Annotated in this window: 12 protein-coding genes; all 12 read right to left on the minus strand. The window is 57.8% G+C overall.

The window, feature by feature from the left end; genetic code table 11:
* A partial coding sequence (gene pyrF / locus B2W52_RS03385) for an orotidine-5'-phosphate decarboxylase (protein WP_286801280.1) occupies positions 1-420 on the minus strand: 420 nt, incomplete at its 3' end.
* A 32-nt stretch (positions 421-452) separates the two neighbouring features.
* Entirely contained in the window at positions 453-1,622 is a 1,170-nt protein-coding gene (gene lapB, locus B2W52_RS03390) for a lipopolysaccharide assembly protein LapB (protein ID WP_008172059.1), read from the minus strand.
* Positions 1,622-1,924, minus strand: coding sequence for a LapA family protein (locus tag B2W52_RS03395; protein WP_008172060.1), 303 nt, complete (start codon positions 1,922-1,924; stop codon positions 1,622-1,624). Before B2W52_RS03395 ends, lapB begins: the two co-directional genes overlap by 1 nt.
* A 59-nt stretch (positions 1,925-1,983) precedes the next feature.
* Complete coding sequence (locus B2W52_RS03400) at positions 1,984-2,280, minus strand: integration host factor subunit beta (protein WP_008172061.1); 297 nt, start codon at positions 2,278-2,280, stop codon at positions 1,984-1,986.
* A gap of 134 nt (positions 2,281-2,414) precedes the next feature.
* On the minus strand, positions 2,415-4,109 hold the full coding sequence (gene rpsA, locus B2W52_RS03405; RefSeq protein WP_014576794.1) for a 30S ribosomal protein S1: 1,695 nt from the start codon (positions 4,107-4,109) through the stop codon (positions 2,415-2,417).
* A 130-nt stretch (positions 4,110-4,239) separates the two neighbouring features.
* Positions 4,240-4,920 carry a (d)CMP kinase gene (gene cmk / locus B2W52_RS03410; protein WP_014576793.1) on the minus strand — a complete coding sequence of 227 codons (681 nt, stop codon included), beginning with the start codon at positions 4,918-4,920 and terminating at the stop codon, positions 4,240-4,242.
* The gene (locus B2W52_RS03415; RefSeq protein WP_286801289.1) at positions 4,920-7,148 is read right to left on the minus strand and encodes a bifunctional prephenate dehydrogenase/3-phosphoshikimate 1-carboxyvinyltransferase; all 2,229 of its coding nucleotides are present in this window, start codon (positions 7,146-7,148) and stop codon (positions 4,920-4,922) included. Before B2W52_RS03415 ends, cmk begins: the two co-directional genes overlap by 1 nt.
* Before the next feature lies 1 nt (position 7,149).
* Positions 7,150-8,274: a histidinol-phosphate transaminase gene (gene hisC / locus B2W52_RS03420; protein ID WP_008172066.1), complete on the minus strand. Its 1,125-nt coding sequence runs from the start codon at positions 8,272-8,274 to the stop codon at positions 7,150-7,152.
* 45 nt (positions 8,275-8,319) lie between these two features.
* Complete coding sequence (gene pheA / locus B2W52_RS03425) at positions 8,320-9,417, minus strand: prephenate dehydratase (RefSeq protein WP_008172067.1); 1,098 nt, start codon at positions 9,415-9,417, stop codon at positions 8,320-8,322.
* A gap of 2 nt (positions 9,418-9,419) precedes the next feature.
* A complete protein-coding gene (gene serC / locus B2W52_RS03430; protein WP_008172068.1) occupies positions 9,420-10,502 on the minus strand; it encodes a 3-phosphoserine/phosphohydroxythreonine transaminase in 1,083 nt (360 codons plus the stop codon).
* Between the two features lie 51 nt (positions 10,503-10,553).
* Positions 10,554-13,184, minus strand: a complete 2,631-nt coding sequence (gene gyrA, locus B2W52_RS03435) for a DNA gyrase subunit A (protein ID WP_008172069.1) — start codon at positions 13,182-13,184, stop codon at positions 10,554-10,556.
* Between the two features lie 126 nt (positions 13,185-13,310).
* Entirely contained in the window at positions 13,311-14,159 is an 849-nt protein-coding gene (purU, locus tag B2W52_RS03440) for a formyltetrahydrofolate deformylase (RefSeq protein ID WP_286801293.1), read from the minus strand.
* Between the last annotated feature and the right edge of the window lie 185 nt (positions 14,160-14,344).

Genomic DNA, 14,344 nt, shown 5'->3' on the forward strand with positions numbered 1-14,344 from the left:
TTCCGGGGAATCGGTGATGCCGATGCCGACGAGGTCGTCGGCGTTCATACTGGTGAGGACCGTGACGGCGATCAACAGCGGGCGATCCGCACCAAAGCTTTCCAGACGTTCCCGACAGGCGGTCATCATTTTCTCGCCACCAGAGGCATGCACATTGACCATCCATACACCGAGATCGGCAGCGGCAGCAACTGCAGCTGAGGTGGTGTTCGGGATGTCATGGAATTTCAGGTCCAGGAATACGTCGAATCCGCGCTTCTGAAGCCCTTCCACCAATTGCGGGCCGGAACGGGTGAACAGTTCCTTACCCACTTTCAGGCGGCATTTACCCGGGTCCAGTTTGTCGACCAGCTCAAGGGCAGGATTCTGGGAGGGAAAATCGAGGGCGACGATGATCTTGGGATCGTTAGCGGTTTGCACGTTCACTTGTCCTGCAGAAATTCAGTAAAGGTTTATTCGGCTTCAACACCCTGGATCGGGCGCACGGTTTCCCATTGCTTGCAGCTTGGGCAAAGCCAGTGCAGCTGACGGCCAGAGAAACCACAGCTGACACAGCGGTAGACGGGACGATTGGCGAGAATCAGGTGGCCAATACGGCTCACCAGCCTGCCCTCATCAGTGGTCATGCCCTTCTCATAGCCGGCCATTTCCACCAGCCTGAGCAAGCCACGGACACTCGGGCGGGTTTCCAGTTCCTGCCTGAGCAAGTCGATAGCAGCCGGTCGCCCCGAGGCGCGCTCGACAGACTCCACCAGAGCCAGCAACAAACTGGTGCTCGGGTAGTTTTCGTAAAGCTTGCGCAGTTTTTTCGCCAACCGGCCAATGTCGCCGTGCTCGTGCTCAAGCTTCATGAGCCGGTCGATGGCTTCCGGCCCAAACTCGGGGTTCTGTTCGAATACTTTCAGGCACTGGCTGCCTGCCTCGCGATAGCTGCCCTGACGAACCAGCAGCTTCATCATAATCAGATTGGCTCGCACGCAGGAGCGATCGTACTCAAGCGCCTCCTTGGCCAGTTTCTGGGCAGCCCAACGGTCGTCCTGTTTCAGGGACTCTTCCGACAGCTCGCATGTCAGGTAGGCCAGCACTTTGAACATTGCCGGGTCGGCGTCCCCACGTGTCAGCGTTCGGGCCACTTCGGCAGCCTTTGCCCATTCCTTTTCCTGTTGGTAGAGGTCGATGAGCTGCTGGGAGGAGTGCCGTCCGTAATCCTTGTCGCCCATCAACTGGTGCAGCAATGCCTCGGCGCGGTCAAGCAGCCCCGCGTTCAGGTAATCGCGGGCAAGCTCGAGAGTCACCTGCGGGGAGAATCTCGGGGGTAATTCGGGCCTGGCCAGTAGGTTCTGGTGGATCAGTATGGCGCGATCGGTTTCGCCCTTGTTGCGGAAATGGCTGCCAATGGAGAGGTGGAGACTGACAGTATCCTTGTTGACCGCAAGGGACTGGACGAAATTCTCAACCGCCTGGTCGGAGTAGTTCGTGAACAGGAACTGGAGACGGTCCTTCACCGATTCCTCATCGGAAATCGTTTTGCCGGATCGCCTGTCACCGCTTCCCAGCCGGCCCACAAGCCAGCCAACGGCGACTGCAACTGTCAGCAGCAGCCACTGTAATACGATATCCATTAAAGAGTCCGGTCGTTCTGGGCCCTGGATTTCTCCAATGCCTGCTCGGCGCGATCAAGTCGTTTCTGAAGGGTTCGCCGGGACACCGAGTTGCGAACGGTGGCCAGCATGGTCATCAGCACGCCAACAAGGGCACCGACAACAAATGCCATGATAATCCAGACAGCGACACCATGAGGTTGGGTTTCAAACAGCAGGAAGTTAAGGGAGACTGCCATTTGATTGTTGAGCGAGAATACCAATGCCAGCAGAACCAGGACCAAAACCAACAGAATAATGAGGATCTTCTGCAATCCTGCCATAGCAATAGCACTCCCAAAGGGCTTTTATGCCCGAATTATACGCGTTCCCTGAGCAGCTGTTAAAAGCCTTTCTTCAAGCTGTCGTTGACCTGCTCTCTCAATTCCTTGCCGGGTTTGAAGTGCGGCACATATTTGGCTGGCAACTGAACAGCCTCACCGGTTTTCGGATTGCGCCCGGTACGCGCGGCCCGGTGATGAAGGGAAAAACTGCCAAATCCCCGGATTTCTATTCTCTGACCATCGGCAAGCGACTGGGACATGTGCTCGATGATGGTTTTTACAGCCAGTTCGACATCTTTAACGGAGAGCTGAGTTTGCTTGGAAGCAATCAGCTCGACCAGTTCGGACTTCGTCATGAGGCGTTTCCCTCTTTCATTTTTATTCGGCCGTCGGTTACCGAATTCCCATGACTACCTAGTTTAGCCAAACCAGAAAAAAACACAAAAAAAACGGGCTCTTAGAGCCCGTTTTTTTCGTACCAACCGGAAGATTAGTCCTTGTTGGCGTTTTGCTGCTGCATCTGCTCCTTGATGAGATCACCGATGGTGGTCGCACCAGAGGAAGTTTCCGCAGTTTTGGTCCGCACGTTTTCCAGTGCCTGCTTGTCGTCCTCAACATCTTTGGACTTCACAGACAGGTTGATGATGCGGTTCTTGCGGTCGATGCTGATGATCTTCGCTTCAACTTCTTCGCCTTCCTTCAGCGCGTTGCGTGCATCTTCAACACGGTCACGGCTGATTTCAGAGGCTTTCAGTACCGCTTCAACTTCGTCGTTCAGAGCAATGGTAGCTGCCTTGGCATCAACTGCAGACACGGTGCCCTTAACAATAGAGCCCTTGTCGTTCAGCTGTACAAACTCGGCGAACGGATCGCTCTCGAGCTGCTTGATACCCAGGGAGATACGCTCACGCTCCGGATCAACAGACAGGATAACGGTTTCAACTTCGTCACCCTTCTTGTATTCACGAACCGCTTCTTCGCCAGTCTCGTTCCAGCTGATGTCAGACAGGTGAACCAGACCGTCGATGCCGCCATCCAGTCCGATGAAGATACCGAAGTCAGTGATTGACTTGATCTTGCCGGAGATGCGGTCGCCCTTGTTGAAGTTGCTGGAGAAATCTTCCCACGGGTTGGATACGCACTGCTTGATACCCAGGGAGATCCGACGACGCTCTTCGTCGATATCCAGAATCATCACGTCCACTTCGTCGCCAACCTGGACAACCTTGGACGGATGGATGTTCTTGTTGGTCCAGTCCATTTCGGAAACGTGAACCAGACCTTCAACACCTTCTTCCAGCTCAGCAAAGCAGCCGTAGTCGGTCAGGTTGGTAACGCGTGCCTTGACCTTGGAACCTTCCGGGTAACGACCCTTGATATCAACCCAGGGATCTTCGCCCAGCTGCTTCAGGCCGAGGGAAACACGGTTACGCTCACGGTCAAACTTCAGAACCTTAACGCTGATTTCGTCGCCAACATTAACGATTTCGCTCGGATGCTTGATGCGCTTCCAAGCCATATCGGTAATGTGCAGCAGGCCGTCAACACCACCCAGATCCACGAACGCGCCGTAGTCGGTCAGGTTCTTGACGATACCCTTGATTTCCATACCCTCGGTCAGGGTTTCGAGCAGAGCTTCACGCTCAGCACTGTTTTCAGCTTCCAGAACGGCGCGGCGGGAAACAACCACGTTGTTACGCTTCTGGTCGAGCTTGATAACCTTGAATTCGAGTTCTTTGTTCTCCAGGTGCGCGGTGTCGCGAACCGGACGAACATCAACCAGCGAGCCAGGCAGGAAGGCACGGATGCCGGCCAGATCGACGGTGAAACCACCCTTGACCTTACCGTTGATGATACCTTTAACCACTTCCTCAGCTTCGAAGGACTTCTCGAGTACCTTCCAGGCTTCTGCACGCTTGGCCTTTTCACGGGACAGACGGGTCTCACCGAAGCCGTCTTCAACAGCGTCGAGAGCTACATCGACAACGTCGCCGATAGCAATTTCCAACTCACCTTTTTCGTTAAGGAACTGGGAGGCGGGGATAACGCCTTCGGACTTCAGTCCGGCGTTAACGGTGACCCAGTCGTTATCGACGTCTACAACGGTTCCCTGGACGATGGAACCCGGTTGCATGTCAATTTCTTTTAGGCTTTCTTCAAAAAGATCCGCAAAGCTCTCGCTCATTATGAGTCCTATATGATCAACGCAAGTGTACTCCGTGCCACCAGCAACACGGTCTGTTAACAAGTTCCGGACTAAGCCTGTGGCTGGCAGATAGCGCTACATCCGGCATTTCAACGACAAAAAGGTGTAGTCAGGCCTGACCTGCTGCGGCCATACACCTGTCCAACACCTCTTCTATACTCAACCCCGTAGAATCAATGACTTGCGCATCATCTGCGGGCTTGAGAGGGGCTGCGGAACGGTTCATATCCCGTTCATCACGAACCCGTATCTCCTCTAAAAGGGCGTCAATGTTAACATCGACACCCGCGTCCTTCAACTGGCTATAGCGCCGCTGGGCCCTCTCCTCAGCGCTTGCCGTCAGGAAGATTTTTACCGGTGCATCCGGAAAAACCACCGTTCCCATATCACGGCCGTCGGCCACCAGGCCCGGCGCCTGCCGGAAGTCCCGCTGGCGTTGCAATAGCGCATCTCGGACCGGCTGCATGACCGCCACCTTCGAGGCGTTGTCGCCAGCCGATTCTGTACGTATATCTGCTGTTACATCCTGGCCGGCAAGAATCACTTTTACCGGCTCACCTTCCGGAGTGGGCTCAAAGGCCACATCCAAACCGGCGGCGACTTTTACCAGGCCGTTCTCGTCATCCAGAGACACACCCTGGCGGACCGCGGCCAGCGCCGTCAGCCGGTAAAGGGCACCACTATCAAGAAGATGCCACCCGAGCTTTCGGGCCAGCATCTGGGTGATGGTGCCTTTGCCGGAACCTCCGGGACCATCAACGGTAATCACCGGCGCACTGCTAACAACCATTATTCAGCCCCCTCGGCTGAGATATTGATCCCCGTTCCGTGCGCAAGTTCCACAAAACCGGGGAAAGACGTAGCCACGTTCGCACAGTCGTTCACCGTAATGTCACCCGCAGCGCGCAGGGAAGCGACCGCAAAGGACATCGCGATGCGATGGTCGCCATGACTGTTCACGGTACCGCCACCGATGGTCTGACCGCCATCGATAATAATGCCGTCAGGCGTGACGGTGGTCTCGACTCCCAGTGCAGCAAGGCCATCTGCCATCACCTGGATCCGGTCGCTTTCCTTGACCCGAAGTTCCTCTGCGCCCCGCAGCACCGTACGGCCATTGGCGCAGGCCGCGGCAATGAACAGCACCGGGAATTCGTCGATGGCCAGGGGCACCTGATCCTCAGGGATGTCGATGCCCTGGAGCTCCGCGGAGCGGACCCGAAGGTCAGCAACCGGCTCACCACCGATTTCGCGCTCGTCCAGAATCTCGATATTGGCGCCCATCTGATTCAGGATGTTGATCACACCAACCCTGGTCGGGTTCATTCCAACGTGGCGAAGGATCAGATTGGAGCCCGGGGCGATACTGGCCGCGACCAGGAAAAACGCAGACGACGAAATATCGGCAGGCACATCAATATTGGTCGCCGTCAGTTTGCCGCCACCACTGACACTGGCGGTCGCACCATCGCGGTGAACGTGATAGCCAAAACCCGCGAGCATGCGTTCGGTATGATCACGGGTAGGCGCGGGCTCGGTCACCGATGTACTGCCCTCGGCATAAAGCCCGGCCAGCAGAAGACACGATTTCACCTGGGCACTGGCCACCGGCATTTCATAGTGAATACCGGACAGCTTCTGGCCACCACGGATTTTCAGTGGCGGGCGCCCCCCTTCTGCGGTATCGATAACGGCGCCCATCGCCCTGAGAGGATCGGCAACCCGCCCCATCGGGCGACCGGAGAGACTCGCATCGCCGGTCAGCTCGGAATCAAAGGGCTGGGCCGCCAGCAAACCGGCGAACAGCCGCATGGCGGTTCCCGAGTTACCCAGATACAGAGGCCCGCGGGGGGCCTGAAGCCCGTGCATGCCAACACCATGGATGCGAACAAAGCCGTCGTCCGGGCCTTCAATGGTAACGCCCATATCCCGGAATGCCTGGAGCGTCGCCAGGCTGTCTTCACCCTCCAGAAACCCTTTCACTTCGGTTACGCCATCTGCCAGAGCACCCAGCATGATGGACCGGTGCGACATTGACTTGTCGCCGGGCACCCGGATATCACCGGTGATCGCGCCACCGGACTGAAGACGGAACGTTACCTGCTTTTCACTGTTGTTTGTCACGTAAGCCTGTCCTGAGAGCATCTTCGAAAAATGTTCACGCGCCGCCTTGGCGCGACTGAAAACCCGCAACAACGTGGCACTGTCCTGATTGGCAATGGCAGTGCGCAGTTGTTCGAGGTCGTGGGTAAAGTGGTCAATGACACGAAGAACCGCATCACGGTTCGACAGAAAAATATCGTGCCACATCACCGGATCGCTGGCCGCAATCCGGGTGAAATCCCTGAAGCCACCGGCGGCGTACCGGAAGATGTCCATGTTCTCATCTTCACCCGCCAGGGTATCTACCAGGGAGAACGCGATCAGGTGAGGCAAGTGGCTGGTGGCTGCCAGCACCTCATCGTGATACGCCACCGACATGGTCAGCACCGTGGCACCGCAGCCCTCCCAGAGCCCTTGCAGGCGAGCCAGGTGGGGCTGGCTGACATTGTCCGGCGGCGTAAGGATGACCTTGTGGTTGGCGAAAAGCTCGGGATTTGCCGCCCGGATGCCACTCTTCTCGGAACCGGCAATGGGATGACCGGGAATAACCAGAGGCGACAAGCCGCCGAACACGGCCTCAACATCGGCTACGAAGCTGGATTTGGTACTACCGACATCGGTGAGTATCGCGTCCGGCTCCAGAGACGGGCGAATCTGCTCAAGAACCGCGCGTGTTGCTCGTACCGGAACGGCAAGCACAACCAGGTCCGCGCCACGAACTGCATCAGACACCGTTGACGCCGCCTGATCGATTACACCCAGCTCTTTGCCAAGTTGCAGCTCTTCATCGCGCTGATCTGTACCAACAACTGTGCCCGCCAGCCCGTTACGTCGGATCGCGCAGGCCAGGGAGCCGCCAATCAGCCCCAGGCCAATCACCGCTACCCGTTTAAACAGAGGCTCGGACGGCGCCATATCAGTCGCTCAACCCCGAGGCCGCCAGGGCCTGCGCCAGTGCATCAATAAAGCGCTCGTTTTCTTCCTGAAGCCCGACAGAAACCCGAAGATGCCGGGGCATACCATAACCGCCGATGGGCCGAACAATCACGCCGTGGGCCAGCAGGGACTGGTACACGCCCATGGCCTGCTCCCCCACTTCCACGGCAACAAAGTTCCCGGCTGACGGGATGTAACTGAGCCCCATCCGGTCGAATGCCTCCTGCAACTGACGCAGACCGGCTGTGTTCACATCCCGGGAACGCTGGAGATAGTCTTCATCCTCAAGCACAGCCGTGGCCGCAGACAGGGCAACCGTATCCACGTTGAATGGCTGACGCACCCGGTTAAGAATGTCTGCGATGGCCGGCGAGGAGATACTGTAACCTACCCGCAGAGCCGCCAGCCCCCAGGCTTTGGAGAACGTGCGGCAAACGATGAGATTCGGGAAACGGGCCAACAGCTCGACACCGTCCGGGTATTGATCACCGGTCAGGTATTCACAGTAGGCCTCATCCAGAACCACAAGCACGTTCTCGGGGATTTTCTTCAGGAACGCCTCGATGGCGTCCGCCGTGTGAACGGTACCCGTCGGGTTGTTCGGGTTGGCGACAAACACGAGGCGAGTGCGATCAGTAACCGCTACGGCCATGGCGTCCAGATCGTGCCCCCATTCCCGGGCAGGCACAGACACACCCCTGGCACCGATGGCCTGTGTCACCAGGGGGTAGACAGCGAACGCGTACTGGGAGAAAACCACTTCGGAATCTGCATCGGCGAAACAACGGGTAATGACTTCCAGTACATCGTTGGAGCCGTTACCAAGGGTAATCTGATCCATCCCGACGTTCAGACGCTTCGAAAGCGCCTGCTTCAGGTTGAATCCGTTGCCATCGGGATACAGACAAAGCTCGGAGAGGGCCTGCCGCGCGGCCGACAGCGCTTTTTCGCTCGGCCCCAGCGGGTTTTCGTTGCTCGCCAGCTTGATGATCTCTGCCGGATTGAGGCCAAGCTCACGGGCCAGCTCTTCAATCGGCTTGCCCGGCTGATACGGTGAGAGGGCCTGTACGCCGCGAACCGCCAGGCTCTGGTAATCAATAGCCATAAATCGTCCTCGACACTCTTTGCTCAGAAACGCAGGTGCAGATACTTATAGAACGCCAATCGGGTAGGAACCCAGGCGTTTGAGCTCAACGGCCTCTTCATCCACTTCTGCCAGCACCTTCCGGACCTGTTCGTCTTCCATGTGTCCCTCAAAATCGATGTAGAACACATAGGCCCAGGTGCCACTTGGCGAGGGCCGCGTTTCGATTCTGGTCAGGCTGAGCCCGTGACGATGGAACGGCTCGAGGAGCTGATAAAGAGCCCCAGGTTTGTTGCGCATGGACACCAGGATAGACGACTTGTCGTGGCCACTGGCCGGCACTTCCTCCCGGCCAATGATCAGGAAGCGGGTGGTATTGTCCGGGCGATCCTCAATGCTGTTCGCCAGCTTCTGCAGGCCGTAAAGCTCCGCCGCCATATCACCGGCAATGGCCGCCGTGCCGGGCTCCTCGGCTGCGCGCCGGGCCGCTTCCGCATTGCTGGAGACGGTAACCCGCTCGATGCCGTAGCGGTGGGTGTCCAGCCATTGCCGGCATTGGGCAAACGATTGCTGATGGGAATAAATCCGGGTGATTTCCTGGTCGCCATGCTTCGGAGACACAAGCAGATGATGGTGAATCCGAAGCTGAACCTCGCCGCAGATCTTCAGCGGCGAGGACATGAACATATCCAGGGTGTGGTTGATCATACCCTCGGTCGAGTTTTCGACCGGCACCACCCCGTAATGGGCCGCGCCGGATTCGACCTCCCGGAATACCGCATCAATGGCCGGCAAAGGCACGCTGACCACCGAGTGACCAAAATGCTTGAGCGCTGCCGCCTGTGTGAAGGTGCCAATCGGACCCAGGAAGGCAATGTGCATGGGCTTTTCCAGCGCCAGGCAGGCCGACATGATTTCCCGGAACAGACGGGCCATTTCCTCACCCGACAGCGGCCCCGGATTCTGTTCCTTGATGCGGCGAAGCACCTGGGCCTCCCGCTCGGGGCGATAGAAAAAGACGTCCTGCCCCGGATTGGCGGTCATTTTAACGTGCGCCACTTCCTGGGCACAGGCGGCCCTGGCACTGATCAGCTCCATGATCTTCTGATCAAGTTGATCGATCTCGTCCCGCAGCTCTCCGAGCCGAACCTGCTCATCACTCATGATCAGCCACGCTCCTTCGCAAATTCGGTCATGTAGTCGATCAGTGCATCGACACCGGCTTCTGGCATCGCGTTGTAGATGCTCGCACGCATTCCGCCAACCGACCGGTGGCCGGCCAGGTTCAGCAGGCCACGGGCATTGGCACCCTTCAGGAATTCACCGTTCAGGGCATCATCCGCCAGCGTGAATGGTACGTTCATCCAGGAGCGGAAGCGCGGATCAATCGGGTTGGCGTAAAACTCGTTGGTATCGATGAAATCGTAGAGCTTGCGGGCCTTGCGCAGGTTGATTTCACCCATGGCCTTCACACCGCCCTGCTCTTTCAGCCACTTGAACACCAGACCGGCCAGATACCAGGAATAGGTCGCCGGCGTGTTGTACATGGAGCCGTTATCTGCGATCACCTGATAATTCATCATGGTCGGGGTCTCCTGGCGGGCCTTACCCAGGAGATCCTTGCGGATAATGACCACTACCAATCCCGAGGGACCGATGTTCTTCTGGGCACCGGCATAGATCACACCGAACCTGGAGACGTCCACCGGCCTCGACAGCATTGATGAGGACATGTCGGCAACCAGCGGCGCGCCCGGGCTATCCGGAATAAAACCGAATTCCAGGCCACCGATGGTCTCGTTGGGCGTGTAGTGCAGATAAGCCGCGTCGGCACTGGTCTGCCACGAGGATTGATCCGGAATCGTGGTAAAGCCACTGTCTTCCGAACTCGCCACCACGTTCACCTTGCCATAGCGACTGGCCTCGGCAATGGCCTTCTTGGACCAGATGCCAGTGTTCACGTAGTCCGCAGAGCCTTTTTCGCCCAGCAGATTCAGAGGAATGGTGGAAAACTGGCTGGACGCCCCACCCTGCATGAAAAGAACCGCGTAGTCGTCCGACACGCCGGCCAGTTCACGCAGATCTTTTTCTGCAGTTTCGGCAATCTGGACAAACTCGTCGCTGCGATGGCTCATTTCCATCACCGACATGCCGGTACCGCGCCAGTCGAGCATTTCATCCCGCGCCTGACGAAGCACGCTCTCCGGCAAGGTGGCCGGACCTGCACAAAAGTTATACGCCCTGCTCATGTTGCTGCTTTCTCTCAAGTCTTGCTGAATCTGTCCGTGGCAAGTGCCGGCTTATTCGTCGCCGGCACTCTCGCCTTCTTGGCCTTGCTGGCCTTCTTCCGGGCTCTCGTCGGCAACAATCGGATTGCCTTCACTGTCGAGCTCTTCGTCGTCGGTTTCCGCAATCCGCTCAACGCCAACCAGCCGCTCGTCTTCTTGGCTCAGCTTGATCAGGCGCACGCCCTGGGTATTCCGGCTAAGAACCGACACTTCGTCTGTCCGGGTACGCACGAGCGTGCCCTTGTCAGAGATCAGCATCATTTCGTCACCGTCGAACAGCTGCAGGGCTGTCACCAGGTTACCGTTACGCTCGGAGCACTGCATGGCGATAACGCCCTGGCTGCCACGGCTGTAGGTCGGGAACTCGTCAATGGCGGTACGCTTGCCGTAGCCGTTTTCGGAGGCAGTCAGGATAACCCCACCGTCCTGCGGGATGATCAGCGACACCACATGGTGACCCTGCGGCATCTTGATACCGCGAACACCACGGGCTGTCCGGCTCATGGGACGAACGGCTTCTTCGTTGAAGCGCACCGCCTTGCCAGCGGTCGAGAACAGCATGACCTCGGCATCGCCTTTGGTAATGGCTGCACCGATCAGGGTATCGCCCTCATCCAGTGACAGGGCAATCAGGCCGCTGCTGCGCGGACGCGAGAAGTTCGGCAACGGCGTTTTCTTGACCACACCGGCAGAGGTGGCCATCAGCACGAACTGGTCTTCCGGATAATCCCGAACCGGCAGGAACGTGGTAATACGCTCGCCTTCGTCCAGCGGCAGGATATTCACCATGGGCCGACCGCGGGAGGCACGGCTGGCGCGTGGAATCTCGAACACCCGCAGCCAGTACACCTTGCCACGGTTGGAGAAACACAGAATCGTATCGTGGGAGTTGGCCACCAGCAGCTTCTCAACGAAGTCTTCGTCCTTCATAGAGGTTGCTGCCTTGCCCCGACCACCACGACGCTGGGCCTGGTAGTCTTCCACTGCCTGGGTCTTGGCGTAACCACTGTGGGAAATGGTCACCACCAGGTCTTCTTCATCAATCAGGTCGGCGATGGTCAGGTCGCGACGGGAGCTGGTGATTTCGGTACGACGCTCGTCACCAAACTCGGTAACGATCGCTTCCAGCTCTTCCCGGATCACCTGGAGCAGCCGCTCGGGGTCGCCCAGGATGTCCAGCAGATCGGCAATCTTGTCGAGAATTTCCTTGTATTCGTTCTGGAGCTTCTCGGTTTCCAGACCGGTCAGGCGGTGCAGACGCAAGTCCAGAATGGCCTGGGCCTGTTCCGGTGACAGATGATACAGACCTTCACGCAGCCCATAGATCTCTGGCAGGTCGTCCGGACGGCAGGCGTCCTGACCGGCACGTTCCAGCATGGCCATGACATCGCCCGGTGACCAGCCCTTGGCAATCAGCTTTTCCTTCGCTTCGGCGGCGGACGGCGAGGCCTTGATCAGCTCGATAATCTCGTCGATGTTGGCCAGGGCAACCGTCAAACCTTCCAGAATATGGCCACGTTCACGGGCTTTACGCAGTTCGTAGATGGTCCGGCGGGTCACTACTTCACGGCGGTGACGAACGAACGCATCCAGCAGCTGCTTCAGATTCAGGGTTTTCGGCTCACCGTTGATCAGGCCAACCATGTTGATGCCGAATACAGTTTCCAGCTGGGTCTGGGCAAACAGGTTGTTGACCACAACGTCCGGGTTCTCACCCCGACGCAGTTCGATCACCACCCGGATACCTTCCTTGTTGGATTCGTCCCGCAGCTCGGAGATACCTTCAAGACGCTTTTCTTTTACCAGCTCCGCGATCTTCTCGATCAGGCGGGCCTTGTTCAGCTGATACGGCAGCTCGGTGATGATGATGGCATCGCGATTGGTCTTGTTGTCGTGCTCGATCTCGTGGCGGGCACGAATATAGATACGACCACGGCCGGTACGGTAGGCCTCAACGATGCCGGCACGGCCGTTGATGATGCCCTCGGTCGGGAAATCCGGGCCCGGAATGAATTCCATCAGCTCATCGATGGTCAGATCCGGATTATCAATCAGCGCCAAGCAGCCGCTTACGACTTCCGTCAGGTTGTGGGGCGGAATGTTGGTAGCCATGCCCACGGCAATACCGGAGGAACCATTCACCAGCAGGTTGGGCACCCGGGTGGGCAGAACCTCGGGAATCCGCTCGGTACCGTCGTAGTTATCGACGAAATCGACCGTTTCCTTGTCCAGGTCCGCCAGCAGGGAGTGGGCGATCTTCTCCATGCGGATCTCGGTGTAACGCATGGCAGCCGCGTTGTCACCGTCGATGGAACCGAAGTTACCCTGGCCATCAACCAGCGGATACCGCAGGGAGAACGGCTGGGCCATACGTACGATGGTGTCGTATACCGCAGAGTCACCGTGGGGGTGGTATTTACCGATAACATCACCCACCACACGGGCGGACTTCTTATAGGCCTTGTTCCAGTCGTTGTTCAGTTCGGACATGGCGAACAGAACGCGGCGGTGAACCGGCTTGAGGCCATCCCTCACATCCGGAAGCGCCCGCCCGACGATCACGCTCATGGCGTAATCGAGGTAGGACTGTTTTAACTCGTCTTCAATATTGACCGGCAGGATCTCTTTGGCTAACTCACCCATCGAGAAAGGTTCCTTTGCGTTATCTGGAAGTCGTATCGGGGCCGTTTCCGGGCCCCATAGTTATTCTTCAACAAGCCGCCAAGTCTACCACAGTCGCACCCTTTCCGGGGCAACTGTGAGGCAGCCTTAATCAAACACCACTGTCTTGTTTTCGTAGGTGATCACCCGGTCTTCAATGTGTGAGCGCAGGCCCCGGGCCAACACGTTCTTTTCCACATCCTTACCCAGGCGAACCATATCCTCGATAGAGTCGCTGTGGGTGATCCGGATAACGTCCTGCTCGATGATCGGGCCTTCATCGAGATCGGGGGTGACGTAATGGGCCGTGGCGCCGATCAGCTTGACGCCGCGCTCATGGGCCTGATGATAGGGCTTGGCGCCCTTGAACGAGGGCAGGAACGAGTGGTGGATATTGATGACCTTGCCGAAAAGCCGCGTTGAAAGCTGGTCGGACAGGATCTGCATATACCGCGCCAGAACCACAAGATCGGCATCCGCCGCCTTGATGATTTTGAGCACCTCGGCCTCCTGCTCCGCCTTCTGTCCTTTGGCGACGGGCAGATGATAGAACGGAACGCCTTCAGCCTGTGCGATCGAGCGCGCATCTTCATGGTTGGAGATGATCGCAGCGACCTCTGCCCGCAGCGCGCCCACCTTGATCTGGTAGAGCAGATGCAGCATGGCGTGGTCGAATTTGGAGACCAGGATGACGATTCGCGGCACCCGCGCTTCATCGATCACGGCGGTCTTCATCTCGAACCGCTCGATCACCGGCTTGAGCGCGCGCTCGACTGCGTCCTTGTCCACGCCATCGGGCGCCGTGAACCCGATGCGCATGAAGAACTTGTCGGTGTCCTTGTCCCAGAACTGATTGGATTCGGCGATATTGGCACCCAATCCGAACAATTCGCTCGTCACACCGGCAACGATCCCGGGCTTGTCGGCACAGGACAAAGTGAGGATGAAATCGTGCATGCGCGGATCGGCCCCCGAAGGCTAGGATTTAGCGGGGTTCATAAGGGGTTGGAGGCCTGATGTCGAGACGGCAGGTTACCCCGCCGCCTTCTCGCTTGACGGAATGTAATTGAGCACCGGCCCCAGCCAGCGCTCGACATCCTCGATGGCCATGCCCTTGCGGCGGGCATAGTCCTCGACCTGAT

The organism is Marinobacter sp. UBA2498, assembly GCF_002341575.1.
In the GTDB taxonomy this organism is placed as follows: Bacteria; Pseudomonadota; Gammaproteobacteria; order Pseudomonadales; family Oleiphilaceae; genus Marinobacter; species Marinobacter manganoxydans.

What these genes read in the sequence shown, in the direction of transcription:
- hisC (WP_008172066.1), bottom strand. Translation starts at nt 8,274, where the DNA reads ATGGCTATTGATTACCAGAGCCTGGCGGTTCGCGGCGTACAGGCCCTC.
- cmk (WP_014576793.1), bottom strand. Translation starts at nt 4,920, where the DNA reads ATGGTTGTTAGCAGTGCGCCGGTGATTACCGTTGATGGTCCCGGAGGT.
- gyrA (WP_008172069.1), bottom strand. Translation starts at nt 13,184, where the DNA reads ATGGGTGAGTTAGCCAAAGAGATCCTGCCGGTCAATATTGAAGACGAG.
- serC (WP_008172068.1), bottom strand. Translation starts at nt 10,502, where the DNA reads ATGAGCAGGGCGTATAACTTTTGTGCAGGTCCGGCCACCTTGCCGGAG.
- lapB (WP_008172059.1), bottom strand. Translation starts at nt 1,622, where the DNA reads ATGGATATCGTATTACAGTGGCTGCTGCTGACAGTTGCAGTCGCCGTT.
- B2W52_RS03395 (WP_008172060.1), bottom strand. Translation starts at nt 1,924, where the DNA reads ATGGCAGGATTGCAGAAGATCCTCATTATTCTGTTGGTTTTGGTCCTG.
- B2W52_RS03400 (WP_008172061.1), bottom strand. Translation starts at nt 2,280, where the DNA reads ATGACGAAGTCCGAACTGGTCGAGCTGATTGCTTCCAAGCAAACTCAG.
- pheA (WP_008172067.1), bottom strand. Translation starts at nt 9,417, where the DNA reads ATGAGTGATGAGCAGGTTCGGCTCGGAGAGCTGCGGGACGAGATCGAT.
- purU (WP_286801293.1), bottom strand. Translation starts at nt 14,159, where the DNA reads ATGCACGATTTCATCCTCACTTTGTCCTGTGCCGACAAGCCCGGGATC.
- rpsA (WP_014576794.1), bottom strand. Translation starts at nt 4,109, where the DNA reads ATGAGCGAGAGCTTTGCGGATCTTTTTGAAGAAAGCCTAAAAGAAATT.
- B2W52_RS03415 (WP_286801289.1), bottom strand. Translation starts at nt 7,148, where the DNA reads ATGGCGCCGTCCGAGCCTCTGTTTAAACGGGTAGCGGTGATTGGCCTG.